Raw genomic sequence first — 13,482 nt, 5'->3', positions numbered from 1 at the left:
TCTGGGCAGATCCATCCTAAATCCGATCCACCAGAAGCCGAGATTGAACATCTAAGCCTGCACAGGTCTCGGTTGCACGCGGGCTCTTATCCGGGTCCAGTCCAACCCCTCGAAGAGCGCTTCGAATTGCGATCGGGTGAGGGAAATCACTCCATCACGGGCCCTCGGCCAAGCAAAACCCGTTCCCTCGATGCGTTTGCAAACCAGTACCAGCCCAGTTCCATCCCAGACGACAATCTTCAAACGATCTGTGCGCTTAGCCCGAAAAACAAAAATGGCTCCGGAAAACGGATCGAGATCGCATTCCGCTTGCACGATGGCGGCTAAACCATCCATTCCCTTACGAAAGTCCACGGGCCGGGTGGCCAGATAGATCCTGAGGTTCCCTGAAGGCGAAATCACGAGACATCCCCGGTTGTGTTCATGGCTTTCAGCGCTCGAAGGATCTGAACGAGATCGGCGACAGGGTAATCACGAGGAAGCGTAATTTCGGCAATCAGTCCGGAAATGGTGATATGCGCGGGCAGGGCGATCTCAGGAAAAGAAGGTTCCTCATCTTCATGGATGGCAATTTCTGCAAAATGAGCCTTTGCGCGCCATTCCGCCGCAGTTGCGGGCTTGCCTTTGGCCTGCATGCGCCACTGGTATATATAGGACCTCGATACACCACATGTTTTTATGATCTGGTCTAAGGTAAGCTCTCCGGCATCCATCTTTTCCAGAACGAAGCGCTTGAACTGCGGTGGCCAGATACGTCGTCCAGCCGGAGTGATTGGGATGGCGAAACCGAAGGCTTGAAGAGGCGGATTTTTCGTTTCTGACATATAATCCTCGCGGGTTGAGAGGAATATATCATGCCTTTAGCGCAGTTTTTAGCCATGACGGCGGGGGCCAGATGCAACGCTTACGTTCCACTTGCGGAAGAAGGCCATCCGCTCCATCGGCTGGATCGCGTCCAGCAGATGCGGCCCGATCTCCACCGGCTTGAGCCGGTCGCCATGCGCGGCGGTCAGCCCGGCGATGGTGGCCTTGCCCGCGACATCGGGCGGATCGGGCATCGTTGCCGATCACCGTCTGGCCGCGCTTCGACAGCAGATAGTCAAGGAACACCCGCGCCGCATTCGGATGCTGCGCCTGCTGCGTCACGATCGCCAGGCGCGACAGCACGACAGTATAATCCCCGGGCACCACGACCTTCACATTCGGGTCGCGTTCGGCACGCAGATAGGCATAGGGCCCGATAATATTGTAGCCAATGGCATGTTCCCCGGCGCTGATCTTTTCCAGCATGGTGCCGGTCGAGGTGTAGAACTTCGCATCCACCGCGCCGAAGGCCGTGACCAGAGCACATCGCTGCGGCGGCGCGTAATCGGTCGGAACTTCGGCCAAAGCGACGGCGGGCGCGCGTTGAAGATGCTCAACGGCTAGCATTCCCCCCGCGGGGACGGTAGGCAGGGGAAAAACTCACGTCCAATGGGAAAAACGATGCGGAATTTGATGACATCCCTCTGGGGCGCTTCGGCGCTCGTGCTCGGCCTTGCGGGCGCCGTTTCGGCGGAACCGGTGAAGGTCAAGGTCTTCATCGGCGCCATGTTCGAGATCGGCGCGAACAGCGGCGACCGGGCCGGGGAATATCAGCACTGGTTTGAGCGCTACTGGCAGACCGCCGCCGCCCGCACCGTGCCGGGCGCCTTCGCACCGGTGCAGTGTAATGACGATGGGGTTTGCGGCTCGATCCTGGGCATGGGCAAGGTCAATGCGGCGGCCTCGATGCAGGCGATCCTGCTGAACCCGGAGTTCGACTTTTCGGAGGCCTATTACCTGCTGACCGGCGTGGCCGGAACGCCCCCCGCGCGCGGCACGATCGGCGATGTGGTCTGGGCCAGCTGGCTGGTGGATTACGACCTCGGCCACCGTTGGGCACCCGAAGAAGGCACCCCCGGCGCGCCGGTCTTCATGCCGCGCAAAGGCTACGAAGGCTACCGCCTCCACCGGCTGAACCCCGATCTGGTCGCCTGGGGCGTGCGGCTGTCCTCGGGCGTGGCATTGCGCGATTCCGATGCCGCGCGCGCCTATCGGATGCGCTACCCCGAGGCCGCCGCGCAGGCCGCGCCTTCCGTCAAGGTCGGCACGCACATGACGGGTGACACCTTCTTCCACGGGCCCGGCTTGTCGGCGGAAGCGCAATATATTTCGAAACTTTATGGCGCCGACGATTACATGGTGACTGAGATGGAGGACAACGCCATCGCGCAGGTCATCGAACGGCTGCATGGCACGGACCGGATCGCGGCGATCCGCGGCGCGGTGAACTTCGATCAGGGCAATCCGAACGAAACCACGCTCCGGCACCTCGACCCGGCGCCGGGCGAAACGGCGGGGGGCTTTGCCGAAACGGTGGCGAATATCGCGCTGGTCGGGGCGCCGCTGGTCGACCGGATCGTGGCGGATTGGGCGGAGTGGCAAAACGGCGTCCCGGCACCCTGACCCGCCACCGCGTCCATGCCGCGCCGGCCTTGCATGCGGCGAAAGGCGAGATCTGTTTGCGGCCCCGGCAGGTATTCGAAGGGGGAGCGGGGCCCTCAGCCCCATATGCGCTAACTTAGTGGCATTTCCAGTGTTCTGGCGGCATTTGACTGGCTTTTCCGCAGTCTGGGCGTGTCGCAAAGAAGGCGCATGATTTTGGCTAGGGCTCCGGGCACTGCTTTCTTGGGTGAGAGTACCGTCAGGATCGCAGCCAGGAGCGCGCGTCTCAAAAGGTCATGCAACCTCCACATGGAAATTGCGATGGCTTTCCGGGGTGCTGTCTCCACAGGGGGAAGAGTCGAGAACGTCGTTGACGGCCTCGTCGATCATCAGCGCCAGAATGAGATGGGCTGTCAGCCAGGTTCTGGCCAGTTGTGGATCTTTGGCCGGCAGCTTGTGAATGCCAAGTCCGCTCTTGAGGCGCTTGAAGGCGATTTCGATCTGCCAGCGCAGCCGATAGAGATCCAGAATGGCCTGGGCCGTCATGTCGGTTGCCGGGATCGAGGTCAGGACCATGACGAACCCCGCCGCGGCGACGGTTGTCGGCAGCATGGTCTGATTGCGACGGCGGCGCTGGTGCCCCTGTCTGGCCGCCCTCAGGGAACGCTCCGCCGCCCCGGCATCTTTCCGTTTGATGATGAGCCTTGCCTGAAACAGCGGCTTGCCGCGACCCTTTCGCGGGTCACCGGAGTGTTCCACGAGCACGTCCAGTTCACGAATCTCGCCGACCTGCATCGGGGCATAAATGGCATTCCAATCAATCGGATGACCATCCCTCGTGACAATGCGCATGGCGCGCCAGCCCGAACGAACGATGAAATCGGCGCCGGCAGCGATCACCTTTTCCAATGACGGAGCGCGCGCATAGGCCCGGTCTCCGACAACGATATCGCCTGCCTGCAGCGGCACGCGGGTAAATGCCTCGCCGCCATGGGAGTCGGTGATTTCCAGATGCGTGAACCGGGAAAGCGCCGGCTCATAGGTTGCATGCAGCCGAAAATCCGTACCGCCGCTGCCGGGCCGGGAAATCGAACTGCCGTCCGCGATGCGCAGGCGACGGCGGCCGGTCGGAGGCTCATGCCGCCGGGACCATAGGCAAGGGCCAGGCGCAGCAAGGTCGCCCCGTCCCGAACGATACGCCGACGTAAAAGTGCGCCACTCGCCCGTGCCGTCTTGTCGAGGTCAATGACGGTCGAAAGCTTCGAGATCAGTTGCTGCCAGTCGGGGTCGATGAAATCGGGTGTTTGCATCCTCCCCGAGAATCACATCGAGATTCCCAGTGTCCACCCCTTAAGTTAGCGCATATGGGGCCCTCAGCCCCCCGCCGACCCGATACCCAGAAAGCCGCTCTGCATCAGGATCCGCTGCCCCTCGGCGCCGGTCAGAAAGGCCAGGAACTCCCGCGCCACCGGGTCGGCGTCCTGCGACAGGGCGGCGCAGATCGTCGTCACCGGCGCGGGGAGCGGCAGGATCGAAACCCCCGGCAGGCTCTGCGCGATCCGCCGCGCGCTGGTCGCATAAATGATGAGCAGATCCGCCTCCCCCGCCCGCAGCACCTCAAGCGCCGGGCTGCCGGTGCTGGCCGGATCGGGCAGTTGCCCGCCGAACAGGCTGCGGCAACGCGACCGGACCGCCCCCGGCATCCCGTCCAGAAAACCCGCCGCGTAATCGCCGCTCGGATCGGCGCCGGGGGTAGACATGCCGATCCGCCAGCGGGGATCGGCCAACAGCGCCAGCGCGTCACTGCCCGCCGCAATCCCCGGACGCGCCAGCAAAACCATGCGGTTATGCGCGATGACATGATGCGGCGCAAAGCCGGACAGGCTGCGCGGCCCCGCCTCGCTCGCCGAAATGTAAAGGTCGCAGCGATCCCCCGCCCGGATCCGCTCCGCGAGCAGCCCCGCCGGGCCACGGCGGAACGCGATCGGCGCCCCGAACGCCTCCGCCGCCCGGGCGGCGGCCTGCGCCACGCTGCCCGCCACAAACACCATCGCCATCGCATCCTCCGTCGTTCCTTGCCGTTTCCGCCATATGTTTGTATGGACATAACGAATCCAACGCAAATGCCGGAGCCCGCGATGAAACCCTGTCTGTCCTTCCTGCCGGTGGCCTGTTTCATGGCCGGGCTGATCGCCGCCCCGGCGCTGGCCGATCGGGTGATCCGGGACCAGATCGGGCGGGACGTCACCCTGCCCGATACGATCGAACGGGCCGTGGTGCTGCAACATCAGACGCTGAACATCGCGGTGCAGCTTGATGCGCTCGGGCAGGTCGTCGGCGTGCTGGACCAGTGGAAGAAGCAGCTCGGCCCCGGCTTCGCGCGGCTGGCGCCCGGGATCGGCGACATGGCGACGCCCGGCGGGCTGACCTCGGTCAACATCGAGGAACTGCTGCGCCTGCGCCCCGATGTGGTCTTCGTCACCAACTACGCCCCTGCGGAAATGCGCGCGCAGATCGAGGCGGCGGGCCTGCCGGTCGTCGCGGTCTCGCTGCTCGACGTGCCGCCGGAAGAGGCGGTCAAGATGAACCCGGCCTTCACCGATGAACGCGCCGCCTATGACAACGGCTTCCGGCAGGGCGTGCGCCTGATCGCCGAGGTCCTCGGCAAGGAGGCCGGGGGCGCGGCGCTGATCGCCGCCGCGGGCGAAACCCGCGCGCTGGTGGCCGAACGGCTGAAGGACATCGACCCGGCGAAACGCGTCCGCGCCTATATGGCCAACCCCGACCTGACCACCTATGGCAGCGGCAAATATACCGGCCTGATGATGGCCTATGCCGGGGCGGAGAATGTCGCCGCCGCCTCGATCAAGGGCTACAAACAGGTGTCGATGGAGGAAATCCTCGGCTGGAACCCCGAGGTGATCTTCGTGCAGGACCGCTATCCGCAGGTGGTCGATGAAATCCGGCAGGGCGCGGCCTGGCAGCCGATCAGGGCGGTGCAGGACAACCGCGTCTACCTGATGCCCGAATACGCCAAAGCCTGGGGCTACCCGATGCCCGAAGCCATGGCGCTTGGCGAGGTCTGGATGGCCAAGGCGCTTTATCCCGACCAGTTCGCCGACATCGACATGGACCGGATGGCGGATGACTATTATCGCCGCTTCTACCGCCAGCCCTATCAGCCGTGAGCCGGACAGCCCTGCTCGCCCTCGCGCTCGGGCTGGCGGCGGTGGCCTCGCTCGGCGTCGGGCGGCTGGATATTCCGGTCGCGCGGGTGATCCGGATCCTGCTGTCGCCGTGGATCGCGCCCGCCGTGCCGGTCACGCCGCTGGAATGGAGCGTGGTGGTCGTCGTGCGCCTGCCCCGCGTGATCATGGCGGTTCTGGCCGGGGCGGGGCTATCGCTGGCGGGGGCGACGTTGCAGGGCGTGTTCCGCAATCCGCTCGTCGGGCCGCAGGTGGTGGGGGTGTCCTCGGGCGCGGCCTTCGGCGGCACGCTGGCGATCCTGCTCGGCTGGCACCACGCGGGGCTGCTGGGCTCGGCCTTCGGCTTCGGCCTCATGGCGCTGGTCGTCGTGTTCCTGCTGGGGCGGCTGGTCGCGCGGCACGATCTGCTGGTTCTGGTGCTGGGCGGGGTGATCGTTTCGGGGTTTTTCAGCGCGCTGGTCAGCCTGGTGCAATACCTCGCCGATAGTCAGGACAAGCTGCCGGTGATCGTGTTCTGGCTGCTGGGCAGCTTCGCGACGGCGAACATGGAAAAGGCCGCCCTGCTGGCCGGGCCGGTCATGGCCTGCGGCGGGGGGCTGCTCGCGCTGCGCTGGCGGATCAACATCCTGTCGATGGGGGATGCGGATGCCCGCGCGCTTGGCCTTTCGGTCGGGCGGCTGCGCTGGTGCGTGCTGCTGCTGACGGCGGCGATCGTTTCGGCGCAGGTGGCGGTGTCGGGCATGATCGGCTGGATCGGGCTGGTGGTGCCGCATCTGGCGCGGATGCTGGTGGGGGTGGAGCATCGCGCGCTGCTGCCGGCCTCGGCGCTGCTGGGCGGGCTGATGCTGCTGGGCGTGGATACGGTCGCGCGCACCGCCACGGCGTCGGAAATCCCGCTCGGCATCCTGACGGCGCTGATCGGCACGCCGGTCTTTGCGCTGCTGCTCTGGGGCACCTATCGCCATGGCTGAGGCGCGCGTCATCGCCCGGGGCGCGGGCCATTCCCATGACGGCAGGGTCTGGCAGTTCCGCGATCTGGATTTCACCCTGCGCGCGGGGCAGGTCATGGCGATCCTCGGGCCGAACGGGCGCGGCAAGACGACGCTGCTGCACACCATCGCCGGGCTGCTGCGGCCCGCGCGCGGCCGGGTCGACCTGACCGGAGACCCCGCGCTGGTGCCGCAGGTTCTGGACCGCGGCCCGGCCTATCGCGCGCTGGACATGGTGCTGATGGGGCGCGCGCGGCATATCGGCCTGCTGCGGATGCCGCGCCCGGCGGATGAGGCGGCGGCGCGGCGCGCGCTGGAGGTCACCGGCATGGCGCAGAAGGCGGATCTGGCCTTTGACCGGCTGTCGGGCGGAGAGCGGCAGATGGTGCTGATCGCGCGCGCCATCGCGGCGGAGCCCGCGATCCTGCTGCTGGACGAACCGGCCTCGGCGCTCGACCTGCGCAATCAGGACCGGGTGCTGAGCCTGATCCGGCAACTGGCCGACGCGGGGCTTGCGGTGATTTTCACCACGCATCAGCCGGATCATGCGCTGGCGGTGGCGGATATGGCGCTGCTGATGCTGCCCGAGGGCGCGGCCTTCGGCCCCTGCGATACGGTGATCACCGACGCCCGCCTGAGCGCGCTGTACGGCCTGCCGGTCCGGACCCTGCGTTTCACGGTCGGCAGCGCGGAACGCCGCGCCGTCGTCCCGCTCTACAATCTCCGCGAATCCGGGTGTGCGCCGCTGCCGCGCGAGGGCTGAAACCGGCCGAGGCTATTTGCAAGCGCCTTTGCCGCTGCGGCGCAGACCTGAATGCCCCCATCGGGCCCGATGCGCATATGGATGCGTTTTAGGGAATCATATTCTCCGCTTCGGCGCGGGGGGCGCATTTTGACACAGCCCATGGCTCGGTGATTCCTTTCCCATCCTGCGGGTTCTGGAAACATTCACCAATTCCCCTCCGGAATCATTCCCCCGCCCGCCTGCGGCATTAATCTTAACGCCATTTTAATACCGTGTTGATCCGTAACGGGATTTCCCTTCCTTAACCGTAATGGAAATGGTTACCGCCCCTTTGGCATAAAACAAGCCTATGGCGCGGCCCGCCCGGACCGGCTAAAAAACCCTTGTTCCGAATGAGTTCGCTCCGGATCGGGACAAAGTTGAAAATGGTTCGCCCCCGGTTGGGGCACAGTAACGAGGGAAACGTTATGAACATGAAGATGGCTTTCACGGCGGCGGTTCTGGCTCTGGCAGCTCCGGTCGCGGTTAATGCGGCCACGGTCACCGCTGGCTCGAATGGCGAGGCATTTACCCTGAAGCCGGGCGAAACGCACAGCACGGTCTGGAATGCCGGGCAGGCATTTGACATTTCGCAAATCGGCTATACGCTGAATGGCGCGGGGCTCGATACGGTTGTGAAATCGAATATCGAAAAGGTTCTGGCCGAGGGCAATGGCTTTACCGGCACCACTTGGGAATATATCACCGTTCCGGGCGGCAAGGTGACTTTCGGCTTCTCCTACAGCGATGAATTCGCGATCGACGCAGGCAAGAGCTTTGCGATTTCGATGGCCTATGACGCCGCCGGGACGCAGGACCTGCAAGCGACCTATACCTTCACCGCGACCCCGGCCGCCGTGCCGGTGCCGGCTGCCGGTATGCTGCTGGTCTCTGCCCTCGCCGGCCTCGGCGCCGCGAAGCGCCGCAAGAAGGGCTAAGGTTCCCTCGGGACGCCGCCTTCGGGCGGTGTCCATGGATCGGGCGGCGGGGCAACCCGCCGCCCGTCTTGTCCCTGACACACCGGGCGCGAAGGCGCCCGACAGCCCGCGTTTCGTTACTTCTGCCAATTATCTATAATTGGTGATGACCTGAAAATGTGACCTCCTGTAAATCTACAAAACGGGAACCGCGCAGGACTGCGCCCGATTTTGTCGATAAAGGAGCTGCCATGCCCAAGGATATGCAAGCGTCGCCCCGCAGCGACTGGACCCGCGAGGAAGCCGAGCGGATCTTCCATCAGCCCTTCATGGACCTGCTGTTTCAGGCGCAGAGCGTGCATCGCGCGCATTTCGACCCGAACCGGGTGCAGATGAGCCGCCTGCTGTCCGTCAAGACCGGCGGCTGCCCGGAGGATTGCAGCTATTGCAGCCAGTCGGCGCGCAACGGCGCGAAGCTCTCGGCCTCGAAGCTGATGCAGGTCGAACGTGTCATCGCCGAGGCGCGCAAGGCCAAGGCCGCGGGCGCCACCCGCTACTGCATGGGCGCCGCCTGGCGCGAGCCGAAGGACCGCGACATGCCCGCGATCGAGGCGATGGTGCAGGGGGTCCGCGCCCTTGGGATGGAGACCTGCATGACGCTCGGCATGCTCTCCGACACGCAGGTGCTGCGGCTGAAGGACGCCGGGCTCGACTACTACAACCACAACATCGACACGTCGGAGGCGCATTATTCCAACGTCATCACCACCCGCACCTTCGCCGAGCGGCTGGACACGCTGGCGCGTGTGCGCGAGGCGGGGATCAAGGTCTGCTCGGGCGGCATCCTCGGGCTGGGTGAAAACGACGGCGACCGGATCGACATGCTGCTCGCGCTCGCGACGCTGCCCGAACATCCCGAAAGCGTGCCGATCAACATGCTGATCCCGATGGCGGGCACCCCCCTGGCCGAGGCGCCGCCGGTGGACCCGATCGACTTCGTGCGGGTGATCGCGCTGGCGCGGATCCTGATGCCGTGCAGCCATGTCCGCCTTTCCGCCGGGCGCACCGCGATGAGCGACGAAATGCAGGCGCTGTGCTTCTTTGCCGGGGCGAATTCGCTGTTCATGGGCGATACGCTGCTGACGGCGGGGAACCCCGAGGAAAGCGCCGACCGGCGGCTGATGGACCGTCTCGGCATCCTGCCCGAGGGATCCGCATGCCACTGAGCGCGCATCGCGGCCTGCTCGACAGCCTCGCGCAGCGGGGCAGGCTGCGCGAGCTGCGCCCGATTGCGGGGGTGGATTTCGCCTCGAACGATTACCTCGGCCTCGCCGGGTCCGCGCTCGGCGGCGGGGCGCCGGTGGGGGCGGGGGCGGCGCGGCTCCTGCGCGGCAATCACGACGCGTTCACCCATCTCGAAGCCGAGGCCGCCGCGCATTTCGGCGCCCCCGCCGCGCTGTATTTCGGCTGCGGCTACACCGCCAATCTGGGGATCTTTCAGGCCCTGCCGCAGGCGCGCGATCTGGTGCTGCATGACGCGCTGATCCATGCGAGTTCGCTGGACGGCATGCGGCTTGGCGCGGCACAGGCGCGCCCCTTCGCGCATAACGATCCGGAGGCCGCGCGGCGCACCCTGCGCGACTGGCGCCGGACGGGCACGGGGCGGGTCTGGATCGCGGTCGAGAGCCTGTATTCCATGGACGGCGATACCGCGCCCCTCGACGATCTGATCCGGCTGGCGGATGAGGAAGACGCCTTCCTGATCGTGGACGAGGCCCATGCCACCGGCATCTGGGGCCCCGGCGGGCGCGGTTTCGCCGCCGCCCATGCCGGGCGGGAAAACGTGGTCACGCTGCACACCTGCGGCAAGGCGTTGGGGGTGCAGGGCGCGCTGGTCTGTGCGGCCGCCCCGCTGATTTCGGTGCTGGTGAACCGGGCGCGCAGTTTTATCTATTCCACCGCCCCCTCCCCCCTTCTGGCCGAGGCGCTGCGCGGCGTGCTGGCGGATCTGGCCGCGGACCCCGCCCGCCGCCACGCGCTGCGCGCCCGGGTGGCGGGGGTGCAGGACCGGATCCGCGCGCTGAACCTCATCCCCAGCGGCACGCAGATTCAGCCGGTGATTCTGCCCGGCGATGCGCGCTGTCTCGCCGCCGCCGGGTGGCTGGCGGATCGCGGCTTCGACATCCGCGCGATCCGCGCCCCCACCGTGCCGAAGGGCGCCGAGCGGCTGCGCCTCTCCCTCACCCTCAACCCCACCGACAGCGACATCGACGCCGCCTTCGCGGCGCTGTCCGAACTGCTGAGCGAACCATGACCGCATTCATCGTGACCGGCACCGATACCGGCATCGGCAAGACCGTGTTTTCCGCCGCGCTGACCCGGCATCTGGGCGCGCATTACTGGAAACCCGTGCAATCGGGGCTGGAGGAGGAGACCGACAGCCAGGCCGTCGCGCGCCTCTCGGGCCGCCCGGTGCTGCCCGAAGGATACCGGCTGCGCCTGCCCGCCGCGCCCCATATCTCGGCCCGGGCGGAGGGCACGCGGATCGACCCCGCCACCCTGACCCTGCCGCCCGAACGCCCGCTGGTGATCGAGGGCGCGGGCGGCGTCATGGTGCCGCTGACCGAGCGCGAAACCTTCCTCGACCTCTTCGCGCGCTGGCGCCTGCCGGTGATCCTGTGCGCGCGGACGGGGCTCGGCACGATCAACCACACGCTGCTGTCGCTCGCCGCACTGCGCGGCGCGGGGCTAATGGTGCATGGCGTGGCCTTCATCGGCGACCCGGAACCCGCGACCGAAGACACCATCGCCGACATGGGGCAGGTGCGCCGCCTTGGCCGCCTGCCCTTGCTGCACGACCTTTCCACCCTGCACGCGGAATTCGCTGCGGCCTTCGGGGATATCGCATGACCTCCCCGATCTGGCATCCGTTCACGCAGCACGCCCTGTTCCCCACCATGCGCCCGATCGCCCGGGCCGAGGGCGCCTGGCTCACCGATACCGATGGCCGGCGGATCTTCGACGCCATATCGTCGTGGTGGGTGGTGACGCATGGCCATTGCCACCCCCGCATCGTGCAGGCGATCCGCGATCAGGCCGGGCGGCTGGATCAGGTGATCTTCGCGGGCTACACCCACGACCCGGCAGAGAATTTCGCGCGCGCCCTGCTGCCCCGCGTGCCGGACACCCTCACCCGTGTGTTCTTCAGCGACAGCGGCTCGACCTCGGTCGAAGTCGCGTTGAAGATGGTGCTGGGCCATTTCCGCCACCGGGGCAGCCCGCGCCACCGGATCGTGGTGATGCAGGACGGCTACCACGGCGATACCGTCGGCACGATGTCGGCGGGCGAGCGCGGGGCCTTTACGCAGCCCTATGACCCGCTGCTTTTCGCCGTGGACCGGATCCCCTTTCCCACCGGCGACGGGCAGGCCACGCTGGACGCGCTGGAACGGGTCTGCCGCCGCCCCGAAACCGCCGCGCTTCTGGTCGAGCCGCTGGTTCTGGGCGCGGGCGGGATGCGGGTCTATGCGCCGGGGATTCTGGCCGAAATGGCGGCGGTCTGCGCCCGGCATGGCGTGCTCTTGATCGCGGATGAGGTGATGACCGGATGGGGCCGCACCGGGCGGTTCCTCGCCTGTGATCACGCAGGCGTCGCGCCCGATGTGCTGTGCCTGTCGAAGGGCATCACCGGCGGGCACCTCCCCTTGGCCGTGACGCTCTGCCGCGAAGAGATCTACCGCTCGCATCTCTCCACCGACCGGCGGCGGACCTTCTTCCATTCGTCCTCCTACACCGCGAACCCGATCGCCTGCGCCGCCGCCTGCGCCAATCTGGCGATCTGGGCCGAGGAACCCGTTCAGGCCCGGATCGACGCCGTGGCCGCGGCACAGGCCGAGGGCGCCGCCCGCTTCCGCCGCCACCCGAACCTGTCCGAGGTGCGCCAGATCGGCACCATCCTTGCCGCCGAAATCGGCCGGGGCGCGGATTATCTGGCCGAGACGGGCCCCGCGCTGATGCGGTTCTTCGCCGACCGCGACCTGCTGATCCGCCCGCTTGGCCGCACGGTCTACCTGCTGCCGCCCTATTGCGCGACGGCGGCGGAGCTGTCGGCCTGTCACGACGCGATCCTTGAGGCCGCCGATGTTTTCGGCTGAGGGTGTGCGGATGGCGGGCTTCGGCCATTACCTGCCCGAACGCCGCGTCCCGAACGCGGAGATCGAGGCCGAACTCGCCCTGCCCCCCGGCTGGATCGAAGCGCGCTGCGGCATCCGCGCCCGCCACTACGCCGCCGACACGCAGGCGCTGAGCGATCTGGCGATTCCCGCCGGGCGGATGGCGCTGGCGGGGGTGGATCCGGCGCGGGTCGGGCTGCTGCTGCTCGCGACCTCGACGCCGGATCACCTGCTGCCGCCGACCGCGCCGCTGGTGGCGGGGGCACTTGGGCTGCGCTGCGGGGCGGTGGATCTGGCCGGGGCCTGCGCCGGGTTCCTGCACGCGCTGAGCCTTGGCGCCGCGCAGGTGCGGATGACGGGGCGGGCGGTGCTGGTGATCGCGGCCAATCTGCTCTCGCGCCGGATCGACCGGGCCGAGGCCGCGACCCGGGTTCTGTTCGCCGATGCGGCGGGGGCAGTGCTGCTCGAACCCGGGCGGGCGGGGCAAGGGCCGCGCGCGGTGGTGCTGTGCTCGGACGGGGGCGATTACGATGCGATCCGGATCGCGCGGGGCGGCTCGCGCCTGCCCTTCACCGCGCCGGGGCAGGACGGGCTCGACATGACCATGCCGGACGGGCGCGCGGTCTTCACCCGCGCGGTCGAGGCGATGACAGGCTCCGCGCAACAGGCCCTGCGCGAGGCCGGGCTGACCCCGGCGGAAGTCGCGCTCTGGCTGCCGCATCAGGCCAATGCGCGGATCCTGGCGAAGGTGGCGGACCGGCTGGGGATGCGCGGCACGCCCACCTTTGGCACGCTGGCGCAGCACGGGAATTCCTCGGCGGCGACGATCCCGCTCGCGCTTTCGTGGCACGGCGGCGCGCTGCCGCAGGGGCCGGTGCTGCTCTCCGCCTTCGGTGCCGGGACGATCTGGGGCGCGGTGGTCTGGCAGCAATAGCCCCGCTTGCCGTT

General features: G+C 67.2%; 15 protein-coding genes and 1 pseudogene. 10 read left to right on the top strand and 6 right to left on the bottom strand.

What is annotated here, in order from left to right; genetic code table 11:
- Positions 1-51: 51 nt before the first annotated feature.
- From tnpB to QM789_RS07405, 4 genes and pseudogenes are all read right to left on the bottom strand, one after another.
- Positions 52-402: an IS66 family insertion sequence element accessory protein TnpB gene (gene tnpB / locus QM789_RS07420; protein WP_420351314.1), complete on the bottom strand. Its 351-nt coding sequence runs from the start codon at positions 400-402 to the stop codon at positions 52-54.
- Entirely contained in the window at positions 399-824 is a 426-nt protein-coding gene (locus QM789_RS07415) for a hypothetical protein (RefSeq protein WP_420351313.1), read from the bottom strand. The genes tnpB and QM789_RS07415 overlap by 4 nt, the downstream gene beginning before the upstream one ends.
- Positions 825-872: 48 nt before the next feature.
- Positions 873-1,058, bottom strand: coding sequence for a hypothetical protein (locus QM789_RS07410; RefSeq protein ID WP_420351508.1), 186 nt, complete (start codon positions 1,056-1,058; stop codon positions 873-875).
- Between the two features lie 67 nt (positions 1,059-1,125).
- A pseudogene (locus tag QM789_RS07405) lies at positions 1,126-1,290 on the bottom strand (ABC transporter substrate-binding protein); the annotation flags it as partial.
- 207 nt (positions 1,291-1,497) lie between these two features.
- Here QM789_RS07405 and QM789_RS07400 point away from each other — a divergent pair.
- On the top strand, positions 1,498-2,487 hold the full coding sequence (locus QM789_RS07400) for a purine-nucleoside phosphorylase (protein WP_420351312.1): 990 nt from the start codon (positions 1,498-1,500) through the stop codon (positions 2,485-2,487).
- A gap of 273 nt (positions 2,488-2,760) precedes the next feature.
- On the opposite strand, the gene QM789_RS07395 is transcribed toward QM789_RS07400, so the two are convergent.
- Complete coding sequence (locus QM789_RS07395; protein WP_420351499.1) at positions 2,761-3,579, bottom strand: transposase; 819 nt, start codon at positions 3,577-3,579, stop codon at positions 2,761-2,763.
- 260 nt (positions 3,580-3,839) lie between these two features.
- Entirely contained in the window at positions 3,840-4,523 is a 684-nt protein-coding gene (locus tag QM789_RS07390; RefSeq protein WP_420351311.1) for a substrate-binding domain-containing protein, read from the bottom strand.
- Between the two features lie 81 nt (positions 4,524-4,604).
- Here QM789_RS07390 and QM789_RS07385 point away from each other — a divergent pair, with 81 nt between their 5' ends.
- The 9 genes from QM789_RS07385 to QM789_RS07345 all read left to right on the top strand — a co-directional run bounded on the left by QM789_RS07385 (position 4,605) and on the right by QM789_RS07345 (position 13,468).
- Positions 4,605-5,654 carry an ABC transporter substrate-binding protein gene (locus QM789_RS07385; RefSeq protein ID WP_420351310.1) on the top strand — a complete coding sequence of 350 codons (1,050 nt, stop codon included), beginning with the start codon at positions 4,605-4,607 and terminating at the stop codon, positions 5,652-5,654.
- Positions 5,651-6,643, top strand: coding sequence for a FecCD family ABC transporter permease (locus tag QM789_RS07380; protein ID WP_420351309.1), 993 nt, complete (start codon positions 5,651-5,653; stop codon positions 6,641-6,643). The genes QM789_RS07385 and QM789_RS07380 overlap by 4 nt, the downstream gene beginning before the upstream one ends.
- The gene (locus tag QM789_RS07375; RefSeq protein WP_420351308.1) at positions 6,636-7,424 is read left to right on the top strand and encodes an ABC transporter ATP-binding protein; all 789 of its coding nucleotides are present in this window, start codon (positions 6,636-6,638) and stop codon (positions 7,422-7,424) included. The genes QM789_RS07380 and QM789_RS07375 overlap by 8 nt, the downstream gene beginning before the upstream one ends.
- 455 nt (positions 7,425-7,879) lie before the next feature.
- Entirely contained in the window at positions 7,880-8,383 is a 504-nt protein-coding gene (locus tag QM789_RS07370) for a VPLPA-CTERM sorting domain-containing protein (RefSeq protein WP_420350317.1), read from the top strand.
- 230 nt (positions 8,384-8,613) lie between these two features.
- The gene (gene bioB, locus QM789_RS07365; protein WP_420351307.1) at positions 8,614-9,588 is read left to right on the top strand and encodes a biotin synthase BioB; all 975 of its coding nucleotides are present in this window, start codon (positions 8,614-8,616) and stop codon (positions 9,586-9,588) included.
- Entirely contained in the window at positions 9,579-10,676 is a 1,098-nt protein-coding gene (locus QM789_RS07360; protein WP_420351306.1) for an 8-amino-7-oxononanoate synthase, read from the top strand. Before bioB ends, QM789_RS07360 begins: the two co-directional genes overlap by 10 nt.
- Complete coding sequence (gene bioD / locus QM789_RS07355; protein ID WP_420351305.1) at positions 10,673-11,272, top strand: dethiobiotin synthase; 600 nt, start codon at positions 10,673-10,675, stop codon at positions 11,270-11,272. The genes QM789_RS07360 and bioD overlap by 4 nt, the downstream gene beginning before the upstream one ends.
- Entirely contained in the window at positions 11,269-12,516 is a 1,248-nt protein-coding gene (locus tag QM789_RS07350; RefSeq protein ID WP_420351304.1) for an adenosylmethionine--8-amino-7-oxononanoate transaminase, read from the top strand. Before bioD ends, QM789_RS07350 begins: the two co-directional genes overlap by 4 nt.
- Positions 12,503-13,468: a beta-ketoacyl-ACP synthase 3 gene (locus QM789_RS07345; protein ID WP_420351303.1), complete on the top strand. Its 966-nt coding sequence runs from the start codon at positions 12,503-12,505 to the stop codon at positions 13,466-13,468. Before QM789_RS07350 ends, QM789_RS07345 begins: the two co-directional genes overlap by 14 nt.
- Positions 13,469-13,482: the final 14 nt, after the last annotated feature.

The sequence above is a fragment of the Paenirhodobacter sp. genome (assembly GCF_047600745.1).
Taxonomy (GTDB): Bacteria; Pseudomonadota; Alphaproteobacteria; order Rhodobacterales; family Rhodobacteraceae; genus Rhodobacter.
This window is presented reverse-complemented; position numbering and strand designations above follow the sequence as displayed.

Excerpts from the sequence above, each read along its gene's own strand:
- QM789_RS07415 (WP_420351313.1), bottom strand. The coding sequence starts at position 824 with ATGTCAGAAACGAAAAATCCGCCTCTTCAAGCCTTCGGTTTCGCCATC.
- QM789_RS07410 (WP_420351508.1), bottom strand. The coding sequence starts at position 1,058 with ATGCCCGATCCGCCCGATGTCGCGGGCAAGGCCACCATCGCCGGGCTG.
- QM789_RS07400 (WP_420351312.1), top strand. The coding sequence starts at position 1,498 with ATGACATCCCTCTGGGGCGCTTCGGCGCTCGTGCTCGGCCTTGCGGGC.
- QM789_RS07390 (WP_420351311.1), bottom strand. The coding sequence starts at position 4,523 with ATGGCGATGGTGTTTGTGGCGGGCAGCGTGGCGCAGGCCGCCGCCCGG.
- QM789_RS07385 (WP_420351310.1), top strand. The coding sequence starts at position 4,605 with ATGAAACCCTGTCTGTCCTTCCTGCCGGTGGCCTGTTTCATGGCCGGG.
- QM789_RS07375 (WP_420351308.1), top strand. The coding sequence starts at position 6,636 with ATGGCTGAGGCGCGCGTCATCGCCCGGGGCGCGGGCCATTCCCATGAC.
- QM789_RS07370 (WP_420350317.1), top strand. The coding sequence starts at position 7,880 with ATGAAGATGGCTTTCACGGCGGCGGTTCTGGCTCTGGCAGCTCCGGTC.
- bioB (WP_420351307.1), top strand. The coding sequence starts at position 8,614 with ATGCCCAAGGATATGCAAGCGTCGCCCCGCAGCGACTGGACCCGCGAG.
- QM789_RS07360 (WP_420351306.1), top strand. The coding sequence starts at position 9,579 with ATGCCACTGAGCGCGCATCGCGGCCTGCTCGACAGCCTCGCGCAGCGG.
- bioD (WP_420351305.1), top strand. The coding sequence starts at position 10,673 with ATGACCGCATTCATCGTGACCGGCACCGATACCGGCATCGGCAAGACC.
- QM789_RS07350 (WP_420351304.1), top strand. The coding sequence starts at position 11,269 with ATGACCTCCCCGATCTGGCATCCGTTCACGCAGCACGCCCTGTTCCCC.
- QM789_RS07345 (WP_420351303.1), top strand. The coding sequence starts at position 12,503 with ATGTTTTCGGCTGAGGGTGTGCGGATGGCGGGCTTCGGCCATTACCTG.